At 58.1% G+C, this 20,096-nt stretch carries 17 protein-coding genes and 2 tRNA genes; 9 read left to right on the top strand and 10 right to left on the bottom strand.

Features of this window, described 5'->3' with window-relative positions:
• Positions 1-258: 258 nt before the first annotated feature.
• Complete coding sequence (locus ACQ4N7_RS11680) at positions 259-720, top strand: hypothetical protein (RefSeq protein ID WP_430711773.1); 462 nt, start codon at positions 259-261, stop codon at positions 718-720.
• Positions 721-1,092: 372 nt separating this feature from the next.
• The gene (locus tag ACQ4N7_RS11675) at positions 1,093-2,634 is read left to right on the top strand and encodes a serine/threonine-protein kinase (RefSeq protein ID WP_430711772.1); all 1,542 of its coding nucleotides are present in this window, start codon (positions 1,093-1,095) and stop codon (positions 2,632-2,634) included.
• Between the two features lie 26 nt (positions 2,635-2,660).
• Here the strand turns inward: ACQ4N7_RS11675 and ACQ4N7_RS11670 are convergent, their stop codons facing one another.
• The 7 genes from ACQ4N7_RS11670 to ACQ4N7_RS11640 form a co-directional block, all read right to left on the bottom strand.
• Positions 2,661-3,533, bottom strand: coding sequence for a universal stress protein (locus tag ACQ4N7_RS11670; protein WP_430711771.1), 873 nt, complete (start codon positions 3,531-3,533; stop codon positions 2,661-2,663).
• Positions 3,534-4,119: 586 nt separating this feature from the next.
• A complete protein-coding gene (locus ACQ4N7_RS11665) occupies positions 4,120-4,314 on the bottom strand; it encodes an NblA/ycf18 family protein (protein ID WP_106867012.1) in 195 nt (64 codons plus the stop codon).
• A gap of 530 nt (positions 4,315-4,844) precedes the next feature.
• Complete coding sequence (locus ACQ4N7_RS11660; RefSeq protein WP_430711770.1) at positions 4,845-5,618, bottom strand: PP2C family protein-serine/threonine phosphatase; 774 nt, start codon at positions 5,616-5,618, stop codon at positions 4,845-4,847.
• 20 nt (positions 5,619-5,638) lie between these two features.
• The gene (locus tag ACQ4N7_RS11655) at positions 5,639-7,384 is read right to left on the bottom strand and encodes an ABC1 kinase family protein (RefSeq protein WP_430711775.1); all 1,746 of its coding nucleotides are present in this window, start codon (positions 7,382-7,384) and stop codon (positions 5,639-5,641) included.
• Between the two features lie 249 nt (positions 7,385-7,633).
• Positions 7,634-7,954 (bottom strand): DUF6825 family protein, encoded by a 321-nt coding sequence (locus ACQ4N7_RS11650; RefSeq protein WP_430711769.1) that lies wholly within the window; start codon positions 7,952-7,954, stop codon positions 7,634-7,636.
• Between the two features lie 120 nt (positions 7,955-8,074).
• A complete protein-coding gene (locus ACQ4N7_RS11645) occupies positions 8,075-9,649 on the bottom strand; it encodes a hypothetical protein (protein ID WP_430711768.1) in 1,575 nt (524 codons plus the stop codon).
• A gap of 56 nt (positions 9,650-9,705) precedes the next feature.
• A complete protein-coding gene (locus ACQ4N7_RS11640; RefSeq protein ID WP_430711767.1) occupies positions 9,706-12,531 on the bottom strand; it encodes a CBS domain-containing protein in 2,826 nt (941 codons plus the stop codon).
• 160 nt (positions 12,532-12,691) lie between these two features.
• Here ACQ4N7_RS11640 and psbZ point away from each other — a divergent pair, with 160 nt between their 5' ends.
• The 4 genes from psbZ to ACQ4N7_RS11620 all read left to right on the top strand — a co-directional run bounded on the left by psbZ (position 12,692) and on the right by ACQ4N7_RS11620 (position 13,910).
• Positions 12,692-12,880 (top strand): photosystem II reaction center protein PsbZ, encoded by a 189-nt coding sequence (gene psbZ, locus ACQ4N7_RS11635; RefSeq protein ID WP_106867016.1) that lies wholly within the window; start codon positions 12,692-12,694, stop codon positions 12,878-12,880.
• A 13-nt stretch (positions 12,881-12,893) separates the two neighbouring features.
• On the top strand, positions 12,894-13,469 hold the full coding sequence (gene ribH / locus ACQ4N7_RS11630) for a 6,7-dimethyl-8-ribityllumazine synthase (RefSeq protein WP_430711766.1): 576 nt from the start codon (positions 12,894-12,896) through the stop codon (positions 13,467-13,469).
• A gap of 102 nt (positions 13,470-13,571) precedes the next feature.
• Positions 13,572-13,643, top strand: a tRNA-Gly gene (locus ACQ4N7_RS11625).
• Between the two features lie 195 nt (positions 13,644-13,838).
• Positions 13,839-13,910 (top strand) — tRNA-Gly (locus ACQ4N7_RS11620).
• Between the two features lie 214 nt (positions 13,911-14,124).
• On the opposite strand, the gene ACQ4N7_RS11615 is transcribed toward ACQ4N7_RS11620, so the two are convergent.
• A complete protein-coding gene (locus ACQ4N7_RS11615; RefSeq protein WP_430711765.1) occupies positions 14,125-15,909 on the bottom strand; it encodes an adenylate/guanylate cyclase domain-containing protein in 1,785 nt (594 codons plus the stop codon).
• Positions 15,910-16,199: 290 nt separating this feature from the next.
• Between ACQ4N7_RS11615 and ACQ4N7_RS11610 the strand changes: the two genes are divergently transcribed.
• Positions 16,200-16,871 carry a MarC family protein gene (locus ACQ4N7_RS11610; protein WP_430711764.1) on the top strand — a complete coding sequence of 224 codons (672 nt, stop codon included), beginning with the start codon at positions 16,200-16,202 and terminating at the stop codon, positions 16,869-16,871.
• A 63-nt stretch (positions 16,872-16,934) separates the two neighbouring features.
• On the opposite strand, the gene ACQ4N7_RS11605 is transcribed toward ACQ4N7_RS11610, so the two are convergent.
• The gene (locus tag ACQ4N7_RS11605; RefSeq protein WP_430711763.1) at positions 16,935-18,083 is read right to left on the bottom strand and encodes a pyridoxal-phosphate-dependent aminotransferase family protein; all 1,149 of its coding nucleotides are present in this window, start codon (positions 18,081-18,083) and stop codon (positions 16,935-16,937) included.
• 567 nt (positions 18,084-18,650) lie between these two features.
• Here ACQ4N7_RS11605 and ACQ4N7_RS11600 point away from each other — a divergent pair.
• Positions 18,651-18,962: a hypothetical protein gene (locus ACQ4N7_RS11600; protein WP_430711762.1), complete on the top strand. Its 312-nt coding sequence runs from the start codon at positions 18,651-18,653 to the stop codon at positions 18,960-18,962.
• Positions 18,963-19,096: 134 nt separating this feature from the next.
• Here ACQ4N7_RS11600 and ACQ4N7_RS11595 read toward each other — a convergent pair whose 3' ends face one another.
• On the bottom strand, positions 19,097-19,339 hold the full coding sequence (locus ACQ4N7_RS11595) for a hypothetical protein (protein WP_430711761.1): 243 nt from the start codon (positions 19,337-19,339) through the stop codon (positions 19,097-19,099).
• Between the two features lie 221 nt (positions 19,340-19,560).
• On the opposite strand from ACQ4N7_RS11595, the gene ACQ4N7_RS11590 reads away from it, so the two are divergent.
• Positions 19,561-20,058 carry an ureidoglycolate lyase gene (locus tag ACQ4N7_RS11590; RefSeq protein ID WP_430711760.1) on the top strand — a complete coding sequence of 166 codons (498 nt, stop codon included), beginning with the start codon at positions 19,561-19,563 and terminating at the stop codon, positions 20,056-20,058.
• The last annotated feature ends 38 nt before the right edge of the window (positions 20,059-20,096 follow it).

Below are 20,096 nucleotides of genomic sequence, written 5' to 3'. Positions count from 1 at the left end.
TCTCGTTCATGAGGTGGTGATGGTAGGGGTGTGGTAATTCCTAGCTCACCGCCTCTCCCTCCAATTTGTCAAATCCCCGTCAGCTCTAGCCCTCTGCGCTCATTCGAGTTTTGTCCCTGTACCTTGGCCTAAGGGTTGTCCAGGCTCCATACCTCAGTCTGAGCAATAGGGCGTATGCTTGAGAAGCACAGGACAAATGACAGTGGGCCAGGCTGCCAAGCAGTATAAAAGGGATGTTAATGGCTGGGGGAGCGGTGTGTGGTGCATAGCTTTTTAATTGAGCCTGGCCGGTGGACCCTGCAGGGCAGCTGGATGGAGCGCGATCGCCTCCCCACCCCGGTCAAGGGCAAAATCTTGATCGCCTGGAGTCGCGACGACTGGTTCACCATGATTATGAAGCTGGCCATACCCGAGGCCCAGCCTGACGAAATGGCGCTTCAGTACCGGGGTCGATTGACCAGTGGCGACTGCCAATATACCTTTGTGCTCCAGCACAGCCTGCTGGGCCGGGTCGAAGGGGAGGGCTGGGTTGCCCCCGACTCCATTATTCAGCGGTACTGGGCGCTGGGCGATCGCCAGCGCCGCACCGGGTTTGAAACCCTCTACCGCCTCGATAACGATCGCTACCACCTCTCCAGCGGTATTATGACTGGGCACTATCTGACCAGCGCCATGGAGGCAACCCTACACCTACAGGGCACGCCCACCGTGGGGCTTTAGCCCGGCCCACGACCAGCAGCCATCTGTGGAATACCCACAATAGAATGTACTACAGTGAAACAATGCCTTTTAGCTGTAGCTGGGCATATTAACTCTATCCCAGGGCTGAGAAGCTGACTTAGCTTTGGAGAGAGATCTGGTTGTGCAGCAGGGTGCTGGTAGATAGGTTGCAACTGGTTTCTAGGTCAACTCTAGGGGAGGCAAAAGGCCTAGTACTGTCATCGATAGGTGCCCGTCGCTGCGGTTGGGTAACCTGGCTGCGTCACGCTCTGGCCAGTTTGCTCAAACAGCGAACCTGGCTCTGTCCATTGTTTGTCCGTCAGTATCCTTTTGCTCACTGCCCCACCGCCGACTATTGGCTAGTACCGTTTTATGGCTGACTCAAATCTGGGCTGTAAATTAGCAAACCGCTACGAACTGCTAGAACCCATTGGGCAGGGGTCTATGGGTCGCGTGTATCTAGCCGAAGATTTGCTGTTGGGCAGCGTCAAAGTAGCCGTAAAGCTGCTGTCCCAAACCATGCCCGGCGAAAAAATGCGCGATCGCTTCATGCAGGAGGCGATGACCTGTGCTCAGCTGGGCCAAAAAAGCATTCACGTGGTGCGCGTCACCGACTACGGCGTCAGCGACGAAGGGGTGCCCTTCTACGTCATGGAATACCTGCAGGGGCAAAGCCTGAGCCAGTTGATCAATCTTCAGCCCCTGCCCGTACCTCGATTTTTGGGCCTGATTCGACAGATTTGCCTGGGTCTGCAGGCCGCCCACGACGGCATCATCTTAAAAACTCAGCCCGATCCGGTGCCCATCATCCACCGCGATATCAAGCCCAGCAACATCATGATTGTGCAAGACCCTACCTTGGGGGAGCTGGCTAAGATTTTAGACTTTGGCATCGCCAAGCTCATGCAAATCGACAGCGACCAAACCAACTGCTTCATGGGTACCCTGGCCTATGCCTCCCCTGAGCAGATGGAAGGTCGCGACCTAGACAGCCGCTCTGACATCTATAGCCTCGGGGTCATGATGTTTCAGATGCTGACTGGCCATCTCCCCCTGCGGGCCAGCAGCCATACCTTTGGCGGCTGGTATAAAGTGCATCAGACCCAAGCCCCCAAGCGCATGGGTGAGGTAGCTAGCAGTATCAAAATTCCCAAGCTGCTCGAAGACCTGGTCATGAGCTGTATGGCCAAGCCGCCAGCAGACCGCCCTCAGAATACCCAAGACCTCTTGCAGGCCCTTGAGCCACTTCAGTCGCGCTACGTCAATGGTTTTCGCATTAGCCAGCGGATTGGTACTACCCTCAACCGGGTACCTGTCACCCGCCAGCCCGCCTCTACCGAGGTTGTGAAAGAAGACCAGGTTTGCAAGCTGACCGTGTGGCCTGCGACCAAGCCCGTCGCAGAAATTGTCTTTCCCCACCCGCTGCCCACCAGCAAAGGTGCTCTAGCCACCCTTTGGGCCATGATGCCCGACACCGAAATCAACCGACGACTGGTCAGCACTCGCTACAACACCTTCATCTGCACCATGGCCCCCCACCCCATGGTCCTGTGGCTCACCGTGCTTTACAGCAGCGCCTACGGGGCCCGCTGGTTGCCCTGCTATCTCGACCTCAAAACGGCTGTGGGCCAAGATATAACCGGGCTGCTGAGTCAAAGCGGAGCCTACAAACTGCTGCTGTTTGCGCTCGAAAATCCGCGTCGCTGTGCCCATGTGCTGAGCTGCAGCGTCTCTGACCCCCAGCGCAGCCTGCTGCAGGAGTGGACTCTAACCGCCCGCAGCAGACCTTCTACCGGAGCGATCGCCACCAGCCGTGACCTGTTGCGCAACGAGCTGCAAACCAAGCTCAAGGCCAAGGTGCTGCAAAAGCTAGAGTCTATCTATATCGATACCGGCTCTAGCCTTTCTGACTGAGTGCCTCTGCAGGACGTTAGGCCCGCTTAACTGGGAAAAAATAGTACCGGATGCCAGCTGCCCCGCATGATCTCGCGGGTGAGACTGGGGGACGACCACCTGAGAATGCCTTCAATGTTGCGAGAGCAGGTAGCGATCGCGCTGATGTCGTGGGTCTCAGCGGTTTTCATAATTTCCTCTAGCGGGCTGCCCTCCACGACGGTTGTGTTGACCACCAAGTTGAGTTCTGCCAATTCTGCCTGCAGTCTATCAAGCTCCTGCTGGGCCTGCTCAACCAGGCGATCGCCCCGCAGCTCACGGCGCATATGGTCGTCGATCACCCACAGCAACCGCACCCGCTCCAGCACCGAGTCAGAATTATTCTTGACCTGGTAGTGAATGTTCTGAATTATTTTTTCCCCCCCTTCAGTGCCGTCGTAGGGTATTAGCAGATAGCGAAACAGGTGGGCACAGCGCAGCTCCAGCTCAGCCGTTGTGTAGGTAGACACCAGCTGAGGCCGCAATATAATCATCGGCACGCTCGTTTTTTCGGCCAGGGCTGCGGTGGTGCTACCAAACAGCTTTTCTTCCAGCAGCGTGCGGGTTGGGCTGCCCAAAAAAATCACGTCGGCCTGGTGCTGCTTGGCTAGGCGTAGAATACAGTCGCTGGCGCGGCCTAGCTGCACCTCGACGGTGACCTCAATGTCGGCAGGAGCCTCCCGCAGCAGTTCCTGCAGGCGCTGACGAGCCGGCTCCAGCTTCGCCGAGTCCTGCCGCGGAATCCCTGGCCCGCTCTCCACCGACACGCAGTGCACAAACACCAGCGATTTCAACCCTCCAGCGGCCAAACTCGGCACAAATTGCGCCAGCCGGTAAATGCCATCGGTAAAGTCGGTGCAGATGAGCGCGCGCTGAAACATAGTTCCCCCGTTCCGGTGCAACAAAACTGGTCAAGCATGCCATGGTTAAAGACCGGCCCTACTCAGGCCGCTACCCAGCTCAACATTAAGCTCGACGATTGAGAGGAATTGTCGCTTCCCAGCCCGTCACTAGCGGCGGGACAATCCCTCTTTATTAACCATAGCGTTTGACCGTGGCGTTTTAACTCTGCTGAACAAGCTCTGGTCAAGGGTCATGGCTGAAGAGAAAGCGCTGACCTATCTTGACCATGGGTAGGTTACCCATAGCTTGACATTAAGCTGAGGGGCAGGGTCACTTAGCCCCGGCGTCCTAAAGGGTTGAATTGCTAAAATACTGATCAGCATCGTCTGGAGTACTACTCGACAGACTATCGAAGCTGTGAGGGCAGCCTAAGCTGCGGAAGGGCCTCGAGTCGAGCGCTTTGGCTGTTGCTCGGCTCAACGTCTGAGACACTTGTTGAGAGCATTGAATTGAGAGCATTGAAGCTGACGCCCCGACATCCCCGGCCTGATTCAAGGTAATCCTGCGAGAGAGGGAGGTCGTCGTCTTCATGCTGTTACATGAGAGCGTGAACAGGTGTAGAGACTAGATCTGGGGGTTTGGCCCGATGCCCCATTCGTGCTTGAGAAAGTGCTTGTACATGCTTTCTCGCATCATCATCTGCTCGTACAGCTTGACTAAGAACTGCTGAGCTTGTTCACGACTCATTTTGTCGACCTGAGTTTCAAACGATCGCAGACTAAACTGCTGCTCCAGTGAGAGTTGCATCGGTTCGTTCATGGATTTACTCCAGAGAGAGAGAGAACAACACCCCAGCTGAGATCAGTACCCCAGACTCAGCGCCTGAGACACTTGCCTGCGGTCTTCAACCAGTTCTCCATGCCGGAAAACCAAGCTGAATGCCTCTGGCTTCTTGACTGGAATGGGTTTAACCACAACGCCAACCGCGATCAATGCGCGATGGTTTACAAATTATAACAATCATTTGACAAAGATCCAGTTGTTGGCGTTATGAGCGAATATAACAATTCATTCTCAGGCCGTCATCTGTCGGCAGAGAATTTACAACTTTTAGCAATGAAGGCTAAGCAAAAATGCTCAGGGTAAACTTCTTAAGATATTCTTCGCTTGAGCAGCTATAGCCTGGGCTAATGGTCAATTTGTCGTCGCGATCGAGCAAAACCAGCGGTTTGAGCGTTCAGAAGCTACGCTGACTTAGCATTATCTCAGGCTGAGCAGCATGGGCCTGAGGGCAGATCTGCGAACCGCAAAAGATTTACCCCTGGTAGGAGGGATATTAACGGGCGCAGCTAGGCATCGGTGCTGGTTTCGGCCTTGGTTTCGGCGCTGTTTAAAGACGGCGTTACATTTACTACCACTACCGTTATGTTGTCGCGGCCCCCCCGCTGCTTGGCGGAGTTAACAAGCGCCGCTGCGGCGGCTTCACAAGCGCGAATCGATTTGAGATGAGAAGCAATCAGGTGATCTGACAATTCTTCGGTCAGCCCGTCGCTGCACAGCAGCAGGCGATCGCCCCCCTGCACCTCAATAGGCTGAACATCAATTTCGCTCAGGTCATCGCGCCCCAGGCATTGAGAGAGCACGTGCCGCCACGGATGGGTGCGCGACTGGGCCGGTGTGACCTCACCGGCCCGAATGGCCTTAGCAATCCAGGTGTGGTCTTCGGTCAGCTGCTCCAGGTGATGACCCCGCAGCCGATAGAGGCGAGAATCGCCCACGTGGGCGCACCAGGGATCGCGATCGCGAAAGGTCACCAGCACCACTGTCGTGCCCATGTCGGCCCGCTCTGGGTGTCGCCGCTGGTCGTCGAGAATAGCGTTGTTGGCCTGCTTCAGGGCCTGCTCTAGCAGCAGCGCTGTGGCGGTTTCAACGTGCCAATGCTGGTCTAGATACGTTTTGATCGCGGTCGTGGCCAAGCGGCTGGCCTCTTGCCCCCCGGCGTGGCCCCCCATACCGTCGGCGACAATAAAAAACCGCCCCTTGGGGTCAATATAGTAATCATCTTGGTTGCTGGTGCGCAGCAGCCCTGGGTCAGATAGTCCTGAAAAAATGCAGTCCACCATAGCAATCTCGGACCAAACCATTAGGGCATGCGATCGGCCCGGTTAATCTTGAGTACCGATCGCAAAAACGCAATACCCGTACCCACCGCCAGTACCCCTGGTATAACGGCCAGCCAGACAAACTCTGACAGCAGCAGCCCGGTAGCCGAGAGGGTAAATGCGCCGAGCAAAATGGCGTAGTTGTTGGCCATCGATACGCCGCTGATTCGGCGCAGGGCGCGATCGGTTTCAATGGAGCGCACCCGCACGCGAATATCACCGCGCTCTAGCTTGTCGAGGGTATCTTCAATGCGTCGGGGCAGGCCCAGGGCAGAGGTGCTGACCTGGGCAGCCTGGCGGCTCAGCTCACCCAGCAGACTGTTAGCGCCATCGGTCGGATTACCATTAGACATAAGCTGTGCAGCAAACGGCTTAGCCGCTTCCATAAAGTTGAACTCGGGGTCGAGCCCTTTACCCACCCCTTCTAGGGTAGAAAAGGCCCGCATGACGAAGGTAAAGGTAGCCGGAAAGCGAAAGGGCTGGTCATAAGCTACCGCGTACAGGTCGTCGCTGATGGCATTGATGGACTGCTCCTCAAAGGGCTTGTCCATGAAGTTATCCAAAATATACTGGATAGAGCGCCGCACCGGGCTCATATCCTCGATTTCGGCCAGCGCTCCTAACTCCACCAGCGAATTCATCACCTGCTCAGCGTTGCGCTGGGCGATGCCCATAAACGTATTCATCAACCGCTGGCGGGTCAGCGGCTGAACCTGCCCCATCATGCCAAAGTCGTAGAAAATGAGCGACCCATCCAGGCTGACGGCAATATTGCCGGGGTGAGGGTCGGCGTGGAAAAAGCCGTTGTTCAGCAGCTGGTGCAGGTAAGCCTGGGCACCCAGCCGGGCCAGGCGGCTGCGGTCTAGGCCAGCCGCCTCTAGGGCGTCGTAGTGGCTGATCTTGATGCCCGGCATGTATTCGAGCGTGACCACCCGTGAGGAGGTCAGCCGCCAGAAGACGCGGGGCACATTGACCCAGTCTTCACCTCGAAAGTTGCGGCGAAACGTGTCTGCATTGCGCCCTTCGTTGAGGTAGTCAATTTCTTCCCACAGAATGCGGCAGCACTCTTCATAAATGCCGAGCCAGTCGCGGCCCCTGCCCCAGCTGGGGTGGTTTTGAAAGTAGTGGGCAATGCCTTTGAGAATCGAGAGGTCGATGGTGAAGAGCGATCGCAGCCCCGGTCGCTGCACCTTGACGACCACCTCTTCACCCGTATGCAGCTGGGCTCGGTGCACTTGCCCCAGGCTAGCGGCAGCGAGAGGAATGGGGTCGAAGGTGCGGTAGAGGGTGTGAATAGGCTTACCCAGGTCAGCCTGAATGATGTCGCGGGCTTGCTCATAGCTAAAAGCGGGCACCCGATCCTGTAGCTTGGAGAGTTCTTCGACAAACTCGATCGGGAAAATATCGGCCCGGGTTGAGAAAAGCTGCCCTACCTTGATAAACGTTGGCCCTAAGTCGAGCAGCGTTTCGCGAATCCATACGGCTAGCTGATGCCGCCGGGCCGCCTGGGCGTCGGGGGTCATAGCGCCGCCGTAGCTCCAGGCTTTGCCGTAGAGCCAGCGGGCCCACAGCAGCCGCAGCACAAACCCCCAAATATCGACAAAGCGACGCTGCCGAGAATAGCGGCCCTGATTCCAGCGGTAAGCCTTCTGGCTAAAGGGCAAGCCCTTGTCGTCGAGAGACGACTCAATACCAATCGTGCTAGCCAAGGGCAGCTGCGAGGCCACCTCACCCTCCAGCAAAGGCTCGGGGAGCAGCGGGTTTAGAACACCGCCATTGACCTCCAAACTATGCTCCAGACTGCCCTCTCCGCTAACTTGGGGGGAGGGTAGCTTAGACGATGCAGACGAATCGGAAACAGCAGACACTCAGGCTCCTAGGCAAGGAAAACAGGGGCGACAGCAGCGGCTTTGGAACTCTATTCCAGCCCAAGGCGTTGGCCTGGGCGCGAAACCCAAGGCTGGATACTGGAGTTTCTAGACCTGGGGGGTGGTTCGATACTGCTGCAGGGCAACCCGCACTTGCGCAATTTCGGCCCGCAGCGTGTCAATGGTGGCCTGGAGATCGGTCGTCGCAGCACTCGGTGCCGTACTGGAGTAGGAAACTCCGGCTTCGGCCTCGGCCTGCTGGGCTCGGGCCATTACATCTTCGGTGAACTGTCGAAAGTATTCCCGCTGCTCGGCATCAAATTTGCCCGCCAGGCTCAGGCCGTCGGTCAACAACCGCTCGGCCCGCTCGTTGATTGCATCGGCCAGAGCGCGACCGACGTAAAACGCGTGCAGCACAGGGCTACTCATGGTAAACCTCAGGGAAACGGGTCATGTAACAGAAATATTAACTGTAGAGAATTATAACGTTCTTATTCATCTAACACTGGGCAGATATCGATGCAAATTGTGGCGGCCTGGCCCGATCACCTAGCTAGAAGCCGGGGCAGGTGCTACCGGGGGCTGAGGCGGGGCGGTGAGTGGAGCTGGAGCAGCCCCCTCCGCCGGAGCCGTCAAGGGTGGAGCTTCTAGCGGCGGCGGGGGAGCCTGCGGTGCTGGTGCCGGAGCGGGAGCAGTACCGGGGAGAGGGGCCGGGTTGGTCGGCAGTTCTGGGGCCGGCATTGGCTGATCTGAGGGCTCGATCGGTACCTGCCAGGGGTCTTCCTCAGATTCTTCGGGCTCGACGACCGGATCGGGAGTGGGCTGAGGTTGGGGTACAGCCGGAGGAGGGGCAGCGGGCTCCTGCGGATTGGGGGCCAAGTCGGGGGCAGGCTCAGAACCAGGGGGCGGTGTACTGCCGTAGTCTGGCCGATCGCGCAGTGCTGGAGCATCGTTCCAGGGTTGCCAGAGTTCACCGCCATTCCAGTCGGGCAGGGGCGGAAAAGACTGGTTGGGGTTAAGCCGCTCGGGGTTGGCAGAGCTAGCGGGCTGCAGGCGGGCATAGAGCCCCAGGCCCAGCCCGCTAGCGGTGGCCACTAACCCTGTCAATACCAGCGCCAGGGTCGTCGAGGGCTGGCGAGCGGGGGAGCTTACGGCGGGGGGGCGAGGGCGATCGCTCCCCCAGGTCTGCGACTCTAGCTGACCCGCTGACGTTGAGCGGCCAGCCACAACTACAGTCGCTGGCCCAGTCGAAGCCGGAGCCGCCGCCCCGGTGGGGGGAACGGGTGACGGTTCGGCGGACAATTGATCTATGGGTAACTCAGCGTCAGCGGGCAGCAGCGCAGTCCAATCCGTCAGAGAAACCCTGGGTAGCTGTCCGGCTGCGGGGCTACCGGCCTCTAGGGCCGCATCCAAGCTGGTTGGTAAAGCCGGGTGACAGCGACGCAGCTCGACGGCGAGAGGAGCCTTGGTGGCCTCGGCCCGCTGCCCGGTTAGCAAAAAGTACAGCAGATGACTGAGCCCTCGCACCAGGGCCGATTCTGTGGCCGATTCTGCGAGAGAACCAGAATCACTCTCAGCTAAGCTGGTGGCTGCGGAGGGGGCTTGAACCAGGTCAAACCCTGTAAAGGTAATAGTTTGCGCCTCTGGGGTATACCAGACCTGGTCGGGGGTGAGCCGCAGCCCAGCCCAGCCCAGGGGACGCAACGTTTCAAGGACCTCGACGAGCTGACGCAGCACGGCCAGGCTAGTTCGAGGCGGGAGAAGAGCCTGACCAGAGATGAGGCGATCGAGCGGCATACCGGCTGGATTGGCCAACGTTTGGTAGCAGACACCGTCTTCTTCAAACCCGCCCAGACGCGGTGGTAGAGCCCTGTGCTTAAGCCCATTCACCTGCTCCAGGTAGCGGTAGAAGGCCTGCCGCTCGGAGACATCGGGCAGGGTTTCTGGATTGCGGCTGCCCAACACGCGCAGCTGTACCCACTGCCCCCGAGACACATCCATGGCCAGGTACAGGGGGCCAACGGTGTCATCAGCTACCCACGCGTCGATGACGTAGGTCCCATTTTGCAGGGCGGTGCCCACGGCTAGGGTCATAATCACAGGAGCGGTCAAGATCTTTGCCACTGTAACCCGTTCTTAACGTGTTCAGAGCTGGGATGTGCCAATATGTTGCGCCGTGGCTAGGACCTGGGATAGTGCTGAGCTAGCCAGACCTCGGCCTCGGCTGAAGTGGTCATGTCGCCGTTGAGCTGGGCCGCGAACAGGGCCTCTAGCATGGGCCGAAACTGAGGCCCTGGCCGATAGCCCAAGGCTTTGAGCCGGTTGCCGTCGATTAGGGCCGGGGTGACGGTCCACTGCATTAGATACCGCCAGATGGCTGGTCCTAAACGGCGGGGGTGGCGGGCGCTGGCCAGCAGCAGGGTGGCCCTGTCGGCTTGGCTAAATGCGGTGTAGAGATCGCTGGGAGCAGGGTTAGTGGCCACCAGGGCCTGCCAGCGATGTTCTCGCCCGTCGAGCTGGGTAAGGCGCTCCTGAGTGCGATCGGGGAGATGTAGATCGGCAGCCAGGGGCGATCGCGCCTCGGTCGGCACTGCGGCCAGCAGTCCCTCCAGCCGCAGCAGCCAGGGTGGCCCTACCTCTGCCCAGTCAAAGCGCTCTACCCAGCGGCTGAGCCGGCGCAGCTGCTGCCACAGAGCTGGGGTCATTGCCAGGTCATCGTGCAAACAGCGCAGGGCCTGAAGCCGATCGAGCAGAGCCAGAGCCGCCTGCCAATAGGGGGCTTCGAGAATGTACTTGAGCTCGTTTTTAAGCCGGGTCTGGAGGGCGGGGGCACGTCTGACCTGACGCTGCATTTGGGTATAGGCTCCGCTGGCCAGGGCGTGGTGAATGTAGCCCTCGGTTTGGCTGTCGAGGCTAAACCCCAGGCGCACCGCAAACCGCACGGCCCGGTAGATGCGGGTGGGGTCTTCAATAAAGCTGTTGGCGTGCAGAACGCGAATAACGCCCTGCCGCAGATCCATCAGCCCGCCAAAGTAGTCGAGCAGCTGCCCGGCACCGGGCGAGGTCAGCCGCAGGGCCAGGGCGTTGATGGTGAAGTCGCGACGGTACAGGTCTTGCTGAATGGAGCTGGCTTCGACCTCGGGGTTAGCTGCCGGGTAGGGGTAAAACTCGGTGCGGGCGGTGGCGATATCGATCATCAGGCCAGCCAGGCTGTGGTCGAGATCTTTGCGCCACACCAGAGACGCCGTCTGAAACCGCCCGTGTACCTGCACATCGACCTCGGGAAAGTGCTGCTCGACCACGGCGGCCAGCTCAACCCCGGCTCCCACCTGAACTGGGTTAAAGCCGCCATCAACCACCAGATCGAGGTCGGGTAAGACGGTCGAGGCGCGATCGCCGCCGATCAGCAAATCGCGCACGGCACCGCCCACCAGGTAGAGGTGCCAGCCGCGCTCCTGGGCCGCGATCGCCAGCTGCCGCAAAATATTCTGCAGCTCGGGCGACAGATTGGTTTCCAAGGTCTGCTGCAGCGTTGCCGCCGTGGGCCGAGTGGGGAGCGCCTGCTCAGCGGCGGCAGAAATCGGCCCCTGGTGCAGGTGGCGCAGCAGGTCGGTGCGCGTCACGATGCCGACCAGTGCCCCCTCCCGCAGCACCGGCAGACGACCAATGTCGTAGGTCACCATCAGGTGCTCGATGTCGGCCAGGGGAGTGTCGGGGACAACGGTTTTGAGGTTAGTGGCCATGTAGCCCTTCACCGGAGCGTGGCTAAAACCGTGGTGGAGGGCCAAGTCAAGGTCCCGACGGGAGATCACGCCTACCAGGCGATCGCCTGCGTCCACCACCGACAAGCCCGAGTGGCCGTAGCGCAGCAAAATCCGCTGGGCCTCGCGGATCGTGGTCTCGGGGCGAATGGTGCGCACTGGCGACGACATTAAATCGCGGGCGGTGGGCTGAACCGGCAGCTGCGATCGCGCCTGCTCTAGCAACCGCTGCACCACCGCTTCTGGATCGGCCGTCGTTGTCGCAGCTGAGGCCGCCGTCGGGTGACCACCACCGCCCACCGCCGCCAGCAGTGCGCCCCAGTCTAAGTGATCGCCCAGGCGACCCCGCGCCCGGCCAATCAGCGTCAGCTTCTGAGGAATAGGGTCTTCCCCAGCCGACTTAGAGACTGATCCTTGTGACTGGTCTAATGACGTAGAAGACTCGTTTTCCTGACTAGAGCTGGCCTGGCTAGAACCGGGATAATAGGCCCCAAACAGCAGGGCATCGGCCTCGGCCAGCGACATCAGCTGTTCGGCCAGCCCCGATAGCCCCGGCAGGTAGCGATCGATTTTGAGCAGCACCCAGGCCAGGCTCAGGCCCTCTATCGTTTCTACCTGTAGCGCCGCCAGCGCCGCCGTCAACAAATCTTGCAGCCTCGGGCTCAGCCCCGGTTCGACAAAATCGGCAATCACCGAAAGACTGGCCCCGTGGCCCATCAACCAGGCCAGAGCAGCCGCATCGCGAGCGGTAGCGGTTTCATAGAGCAGTGAGCCGGTATCCACATGAATACCCAGGGCCATCACCGTTGCCTCGGCCACAGTTGGCTCAATCTCCTGCTGCTGCAGCACCTCTACGACCAGCGTAGTTGCGGCCCCCACGGCCTCAATTGTGCGCTCCTGAGCCGCCACAACCGCCGTTTTATCGGTCTTCTCAGCGGCAGGATGATGGTCGTATACGGCGATAGGCACCTGGTTTTTTGCGGCCTGAGTGATCCAGTCAGCCGCTGGGCCAAATCGCTCGGGCTGTTGGGCATCGACCAGAGTGAGATGGCGAATCTGGCTGGGGTCGACCGCCCGCCGCTCAATCAGCGGATACTCGTCGCGGTGGAGGGCTAAGAACCGCTGCACCGTGGGGTGACTACCCCCCGTCAGCACAATCCGCCGCCCCGGCTGCAGGCGCGTCAGCCCCACGGCCGCCCCTAGGGTGTCGAAGTCGGCGGTGGTGTGGCAAAGCACTAGGTCCATGCGTTTGGGGTCATATCTTTTGGGTCCATACTTTTCGCAGGGGCCTCTTTCTGATAGCGTACTGGTTAGGGTAGTGTGGCTATTGACCTGGCCTTGGGCTATTGGCCGGGTTGTTTACCGCCGTCTCCGCTGCTGTGTTTGAGAGAGTAAAGATAAACCAATGGTAATTCTGTTTCAACTCGCGCTGTTTGCCCTGGTGCTGATGTCTTTTGTGCTGGTGGTGTATGTGCCGGTGGCCTATGCCTCTCCCCAAGACTGGGATCAGTCTAAAAGATTGATTCTGTTTGGCTCTATTATCTGGGGCGTGCTGGTAGTCGTAGTTGGCGGCCTCAACTACTTTGTGGTGTAGAGACTAATTATTTATGGCGGTATTTGAGGGCACGTTAGTTTCCACAGGGTCTCCCCGGTTTGCCATCGTGCTGGGCCGATTCAACGATTTAGTTACCGGCAAACTGCTAGAGGGCTGTCAAGACTGCCTCAAGCGCCACGGTATCGACGTCAACCCCGAAGGTACTCAGGTGGACTACGCCTGGGTACCGGGCAGTTTTGAGATTCCGCTGGTGGCGCGACAGCTGGCGCTCAGCGGGCGCTACAACGCCATTATTTGCCTGGGGGCCGTCATTCGCGGCTCTACGCCTCACTTTGATTATGTGGCGGCAGAAGTGGCCAAGGGTGTAGCCGCTGCCGGGTTTCAAACCGGAGTGCCCATCATCTTTGGGGTACTCACGACCGACACCCTGCAGCAGGCCCTAGAGCGGGCTGGCATCAAGGCCAACCACGGTTGGGACTACGCCATGAGCGCCCTAGAGATGGCCAGCCTGATGGGGCAAATTCACTCGGTGATAGGCAGTGGCGATAGCAACGGTACAGCCCGCCTGGGGCCTGGGGTTACCGTGCCGGCGCAGCCAGTTATCGCCCCGGATACTGGCTCAGTCTAAGTCCAGAAAGATTTTCAAGAAAATGTTGACATAGTCACCGTTTTTTGAGATTCTAGATAAGGTCAAAACCAGCGAACGAGCACTTCCGACTCTGGTTTTTATGCGGGTATAGCTCAGTGGTAGAGCGTCACCTTGCCAAGGTGAATGTCGCGCGTTCGAATCGCGTTACCCGCTTATTTAACGCTGGATTTTTAGGTTTGAGTCATGGCTCTAGCGCAATGCTGAGTCAGTATGAAAAGTATAGATTGTGGCAGCAAATTATACTTCCACGGGCTTATCGGTGGTAAGCAACACAGAAGGGATTTAGGAGTGAGCAACGCTCCAAATCTGACGCAGAATTTGAAGGTTTAAAGCGTATAATAAAGAAATGCGGGTATAGCTCAGTGGTAGAGCGTCACCTTGCCAAGGTGAATGTCGCGCGTTCGAATCGCGTTACCCGCTTGTCAGGTTTCTAGCGTCGTCAATTGCTCTTTGTAGCTTTGATCCGAGCTATAAAGTATCCGGTTTGGTAGCCCCCTCGTAGTCAGGAACTTTGCCGAGGCGTAGCATGCTACGCCCCTACGAGTGAGAATTAATTGTTCAGAGTTTGCTCAAAAAATAGCCGTTCCCTGAGCGGAGTCGAAGGGAACGGCTGTGGCAATGTCTTCCCTAGCTCTTAAAGCCCTGGGCTGAAACTGTTACCCATGACCCGCAGCGGGCAGAATAGTGCCTCAGGGCGGTGGCCCCGCAGCCAGTAGGTTTCCATATCGCCTCGGCCTTTAACTGAGATACAGCCTCGCTTTTCGAGCCGGTAGTTGTCTTTGAGGCGATCGTAGGTGGCGGCGGTAACTTGAATCTGGCCCGGTTCGCTTGAAGACTCCATGCGGCTGGCCACGTTGACGGCATCGCCCCAGAGGTCATAGATAAACTTTTTGGTGCCAATCACCCCGGCGACGACAACGCCTGTGTTGATGCCTATGCGAATTTCGATCGGTTCTCCCAATTCGGCCTGAAACGATGCCGTCACCTGCTGCATGGCCAGAGCCATTTCGGCGATCGCCTCCGCGTGGTCTTCTTTGGGCGTAGGTAGCCCCGCCGCCACCATATAGGCGTCACCGATAGTCTTAATTTTTTCTAGCCCCAGCTGCTCAGCCAGGCTGTCGAAAGCGGAAAAAATTCGGTTGAGCAAATCGACCAGCCGAATGGGCGACAGCCGATTGGAGAGGCTGGTAAAGCCCACAATATCGGCAAATAAAATGGTCACTTCGTCGAAGTGCTGGGGAACAGAGGCCTTAGTCTGCATCAGCTCTCCAGCGATCGCGGCAGGCAAGATATTTAACAGCAGCTGCTCGGCCTTTTGCTGCTCAGCGATCAGCTTTTCGCTGCTAATCTGTAGCTCGCCCAGCATGTCATTGATTTGATGGCTGAGATGGCTCAGCTCATCGGTGCCTTTGACCGAGGTTCGCTGGCTGAGGTCATTGGAGCGGCCAATGTGCTGCACCTGCTGGCTTAGCCCCAGCAGCCGCCGCAAAATAACGCGATCGAGCAGCAGCAGCATGCCGCCGGTAAACACCAGGCATGACCCCAGCAGCGACCAGCCTAGATAGTGGCGGCTAACCTGCCCCTGGTAGTAGATGTCGCGGGGAAGCTTAACCTCCAGCAGCGCCTGGGGTTGACCGTACACACTGGGCCAGAGGGCATACCCTACCAGGGTATCGGCTGACTGATTGCGCAACAGGGTAGGAAAGTTGGCCAGGTCGGTTGTCTGACTGAGCGTTGCGACAATCGACTGCAGTGCCTCCGGTAGCTCGTTCTCCGTCAGCGCATCCTCATCGACAGGGTACAGGCGCAGATCGAGGCGGGTGCGCAGCGCTAGCGATTCGACCACGTCGGGGCTCACGTAGCGCCCCATTAGCAGAGCACCCCGGGCTGGACCAGTGGCATCGCTGCGCAAAATCGGCTCTACCGCCACCAGCATAAGTTTGCCATCTACTGTCATCAGCCCCTGATGGTGAGCGGCCAAGTTCTGGAACCGCATTAGCGGGCTAGTGGGCGTCAGCTGCGGTACCAAATCGGTCGGAAGGGATGAAAAAGACCGATTTTCCAGGTCATAGCTGGTGCCGTAGACAATCGTCCCCTCACGGTTCACCACGGCAACCAGGTTAAGCTGTAGGCTTTCGAGGGCATACTTGCTCAGATTTGACTCGACATAGCTAGGGTCGCGGGTTTGCACAAAGGCATAGGTGTCATTCCAGGCGGCCCAGTCTTCGGTAAGACTTTGCAATTGAGCCAGATCGCCCGCCAGCACTTCGTCGACCCGCTGTAAATTGCGCTGGGCGTCTTGCTGCTCTAGGCGGCCATAGCTGCGCTGCAAAATGACCGAAAAACTGCCGAACAAAATGGCCATCAGCCCCAGCAAGGGCAGGGTAGTCAAGAGTAATGTTTTGTGACGCAGATTCATAGAGAGACAGCGGGGTGGGGGGTGGCACCCCTCAAAAGTACCTGTAGGGTACCCAGCGCAGACCGGTGGAACAATGTCCCTTACGATCGCTTTGAAATATATCGGAGTTTTTAGCAGTCTTTGTGAGGCTGGCCGCGCTGGGGCGTTACCAAACTTAATTACAGGCCATTGAGGTAAATTCTGCGCAATTGTGGGAGTATAGCTGGCTGTTCGGCGGGGGGCGATCGCGCACCGAGCGCGCCACCGCCTCAAAACGGCGCTAAATTTTAGAGAATTTCCCAGGCCACCCTATGCCCCTTGTTCTGCCGCTCTTTGCTAAGGCCTTCTTTACCCTGTTCGTCGTGATCGATCCGGTGGGGCTAACGCCTCTGTACCTGGCCCTGGTGAGCGATCGCAGCGAGGCTGAGCAAACCCAAATCGCCACCCGCGCCGTGGTGGTATCAGCCATTATCCTGCTGGTCTTTGGGCTAACGGGAGCTTACGTGCTGCACAACCTGGGCATTAGCCTACAAGCCTTTCAAATTGCGGCAGGATTTCTGCTGTTTAAAATTGCCCTCGACATGATTTTTGTGCACCAGGAGCGCGAGACCAAAGCCGAGGCCGAGGAAGCTGTGGAGCGGCAGGATGTCAGCGTGTTTCCCCTGGCAATTCCGCTGATTGCGGGGCCGGGCAGCTTGGCCAGTATTTTGGTGCTGTCGCGAGAGTCAACCAACTACTACCTGGGGCTGGCCGTGGTGCTGGGCGCTGCTGGGGTCGTGATTTTGCTGTGCTACATTTTTTTGCTGCTGTCTCAACCTCTGGGCAAGGCCCTGGGCCAAATTGGCATTAACGTCGTTACCCGCGTGCTGGGGGTGCTGCTGGCGGCGCTGGCGGTGCAGTACATGCTCGATGGGCTGCTCAGCGTGCTGCAGCTGCCGCCCGCCCAGGCCTTTGGCCTCGATACCGAGCTGCCAGAGATCTAAATGACAAGACCCCAGAATTTCGACAAACTCTGAGGTCTACATCTTTCCTGATCCAGTGGGTCTTTAGGCCAGCAGCACCTGCCCAGCGGCGTTGACCCCAGCGCCAGGGGTCAACTGGTCGTAGTCCAGGTGGGTGAGGGTCGATTCGAGGGCGGCAACGGCGGTTAGAATATCGCGATCGCACACAAAGCCCAGGTGGCCAATCCGAAAGATCTTGCCCTTCAGATGGTCCTGGCCCCCGGCTAAAACAATATCAAACTGCTTCTTCATCACCGAGCGAACTTGCTCAGCGTCTACCCCCTGGGGCATGACGGCGGTGATCGCCGGGCTGGCGCAGTCGTCGGCCCCAAACAGCGGCAGGTTGAGGGCCGCCATAGCGGCGCGAGTGGCCCGCTTCTGGCGATCGTGGCGGGCAAAGATAGCCTCCAGCCCTTCTTTCTGCATCATTTGCAGCGCCGCTTGGAGGGCAAAGAACATATTCACCGGGGGCGTAAAGGGAGTCGTATTCTTAGCCGCATTTTTGCTGTAGGGCTTGAGGTCAAGGTAGTACTTGGGTAGGGTAGCGGTTTCGTAGGCCTCCCAGGCTTTAGCGCTGACGCTTACAAACGCCAGACCGGGCGGAATCATATAGCCCTTCTGGGAACCGGACGCTACCACGTCTAGACCCCATTCATCGACCGGTACCGAGGTGGCCCCTAGGCTGGTCACCGCATCGACGATGATCAGCGCCCCGTGGGCTTTGACATGGCGATTGATGGTTTCCAGGTCATTGAGCACCCCAGTCGAGGTTTCGCTGTGGGTGATAATCACCGCTTTAATTTCTTTAGCGGTGTCAGCCTCCAGAGCTGTTTTAAAGTCGTCAGGATTCAGCGGCTTACCCCACTCGGCGGTAATTTCGTGGGTGTCGAGGCCGTAGGCGCGGGCCACCTCGCCCCAGCGTTCGCCAAACTTGCCGTTGTTGCCCACCAGCACTTTATCGCCCGCGCTGAGGAAGTTGATAATGCCCGCTTCCATCGCCCCGGTGCCGCTAGCGGCCAGCACCAGCACATCGTTCTGGGTTTGATGCAGCCACTTGAGGTTTTCGGTAACCTCGGCCATAATCGCGCTGAACTCACCGCTGCGGTGGCCCATGGGGTGCTTAGCCATGGCCATCAGCACCTGCTCTGGTACAGGGGTCGGCCCCGGAATCATCAGCATTAACTTGTTATCCATGCCTGCTACTGCCCAACTCTGCAAATGAAGAAACAAACCTTCAGCTTACCAACTAAGGATGGGAGGTTTTGCATTTCTTCGCGGCATCGTAAGAAGTGTTAGGGGATTTTGGATTTTTAGATTTCGGATTTTGAATTGGAATGTGGCCGATGGATCTAGGGCCAGGCTCAGGGGGTGAGGGTATGCTGTTAGCAGGGCAGGCGGGTCGAGTCGCTACCGACGGTATCGTCCCTGGTCCAACGTTACGCTAACGACATCCCTATGAATTTTTCTGCCCTTAACCGTCCCCTATTCTTGGCCGTCAATTATCCTCCGCACAGGGCCTGGAAGTTCTATGCCCTCTGGGTTGGCCTGACCGTTTTAGGCTGTGGATTAGCCGTGATCAGCGTCCCTGCTGAGCAAAACCTAGTTATTCCCTATGTTCTGGGAGCTGCAGTCGGTCTCTTGCAGGGGTCAATGCTGCGTTTGGGGGCTTCGGGAACGGTGCGATGGACGCTGGCCACGATGTTAGGGGTGGTTCTGAGCAGAATGGTGCGACCCTATGTTGCCTTTCACAGCAGCTTAATCATGAGTGGAGCCGTTGGGGGCCTGATAATCGGTGGTATTCAGGGGCTGGTGTTTTATACCCAGATTCCTGGGATGGCCTGGTGGGTTTTAGTTCAAATCATTAGCGGTGCGGCTAGCTGGGGGCTGGGCTGGTCTATTTTGAGTTCTGTTACCCGAGCTATCGGCCATACAACCACCGGGTTGATTTTGACGAGCTCTATTGCGATCGCCACGATGTGGGGTATTTCTGCCACCATGACCGGGATGGTGATGTATCGGTTGCTGGCTCTACGCCATAGCCGCCGTGCGCCATTGCCACCCCCTGAATCATGATCCAGGGCTTCTTCTAACTCGTCAATTATTTCCGGGGCTTGCAAAAACATACAGCGACTCAGTGTCCAGTCTTTACTAGATTATTTGCAGGAGACATCGTCACGGGCTGCCCAATGCCGGGCCAGTGAATCTATTTACGCCTGGTCCGCGATCGCATCAGCTAAGCGCTCCAGTTCTTCCTCCAGGGTATTAGCTGGCATGGTTTCCCCAGCTTGCCGATACCAGTATCGGGCGTTGCTGCTGTCGCCCTCGACCCGATGTAGGTAGGCGTGAATCAGGCAGGCGTTGCGATCGCCGTAGGGCTGTACTAGCTCGTGGGCGGCATCCCACTGCCCTGCTTTGGCCAGGGCTAATGCTCTGGTATGGTCACAGCTCATCATGTGGTCCTCCTTCTTCGGTGACGACGACGCGGCGGCAGGGTTGGGCTTGGTTACGGCAACCGATGGCTTTGCTACACCCTTTACAATTGAATCTGTTATCAAGGGAGAAAGAGCCGTAGCTGTCGGCATCCAGCTGTGTGATACCAACCTCACGGCACGGGTTGCTTGATACCAGCTCAACGCTTTTATCTTCTGTGCATCCCAAGCGAGGTTTTGCAATGGCCTTACCTCTGACCCTGTACCAGCTTTCTGCTCAACCCATTACCCCAGAGTCCTTTGCCCCCTTTGGCCAAGTCATCTTCCCCAGCGCTGACGAAGCTCCCTTTGGCCCTGCCGATGCCCAACTCAAGCTAGATGCTGGCATTCCCCGCTTCTACATCATGACCCTGATGAATCGCGGTATGCAGTTTCGCACCATTACTCAGCACCGGCGCTGCACTCAGTGCCTGGGAGCGCTGGAGGGCAAAGACTGGGTCATAGGGGTAGCGCCGCCGGGGGCAGCAGAGCAGCCCAATCCGCAAGACATCCGTGCCTTTCACATCCCCGGTAATTGCTTCATCAAGCTGGAGGTGGGCACCTGGCACGGCGGGCCGTACTTTGAGCACCCCGCCGTCAGCTTTTACAACCTGGAGCTGAGCGATACGAATATTACTGATCACCACACCTGCAATTTGGCCCAGGAGTTTGGGCTGGAGTTTGAGATTGTGAATGGGTAGATGGGTGGATGGGTAGGCGGGTGAATGGGGAGTTTAGA

Source organism: Nodosilinea sp. AN01ver1 (assembly GCF_050565655.1).
Lineage (GTDB): Bacteria > Cyanobacteriota > Cyanobacteriia > Phormidesmidales > Phormidesmidaceae > Nodosilinea.
The sequence above is the reverse complement of the archived record's forward strand: the minus strand, read 5'-3'. Positions and strand labels throughout refer to the sequence as shown.

Coding starts and splice junctions, on each gene's coding strand:
- ACQ4N7_RS11675 (WP_430711772.1), top strand. CDS start 1,093: ATGGCTGACTCAAATCTGGGCTGTAAATTAGCAAACCGCTACGAACTG.
- ACQ4N7_RS11670 (WP_430711771.1), bottom strand. CDS start 3,533: ATGTTTCAGCGCGCGCTCATCTGCACCGACTTTACCGATGGCATTTAC.
- ACQ4N7_RS11665 (WP_106867012.1), bottom strand. CDS start 4,314: ATGAACGAACCGATGCAACTCTCACTGGAGCAGCAGTTTAGTCTGCGA.
- ACQ4N7_RS11660 (WP_430711770.1), bottom strand. CDS start 5,618: ATGGTGGACTGCATTTTTTCAGGACTATCTGACCCAGGGCTGCTGCGC.
- ACQ4N7_RS11650 (WP_430711769.1), bottom strand. CDS start 7,954: ATGAGTAGCCCTGTGCTGCACGCGTTTTACGTCGGTCGCGCTCTGGCC.
- ACQ4N7_RS11640 (WP_430711767.1), bottom strand. CDS start 12,531: ATGGACCTAGTGCTTTGCCACACCACCGCCGACTTCGACACCCTAGGG.
- psbZ (WP_106867016.1), top strand. CDS start 12,692: ATGGTAATTCTGTTTCAACTCGCGCTGTTTGCCCTGGTGCTGATGTCT.
- ribH (WP_430711766.1), top strand. CDS start 12,894: ATGGCGGTATTTGAGGGCACGTTAGTTTCCACAGGGTCTCCCCGGTTT.
- ACQ4N7_RS11615 (WP_430711765.1), bottom strand. CDS start 15,909: ATGAATCTGCGTCACAAAACATTACTCTTGACTACCCTGCCCTTGCTG.
- ACQ4N7_RS11610 (WP_430711764.1), top strand. CDS start 16,200: ATGCCCCTTGTTCTGCCGCTCTTTGCTAAGGCCTTCTTTACCCTGTTC.
- ACQ4N7_RS11605 (WP_430711763.1), bottom strand. CDS start 18,083: ATGGATAACAAGTTAATGCTGATGATTCCGGGGCCGACCCCTGTACCA.
- ACQ4N7_RS11600 (WP_430711762.1), top strand. CDS start 18,651: ATGAGTGGAGCCGTTGGGGGCCTGATAATCGGTGGTATTCAGGGGCTG.
- ACQ4N7_RS11595 (WP_430711761.1), bottom strand. CDS start 19,339: ATGAGCTGTGACCATACCAGAGCATTAGCCCTGGCCAAAGCAGGGCAG.
- ACQ4N7_RS11590 (WP_430711760.1), top strand. CDS start 19,561: ATGGCCTTACCTCTGACCCTGTACCAGCTTTCTGCTCAACCCATTACC.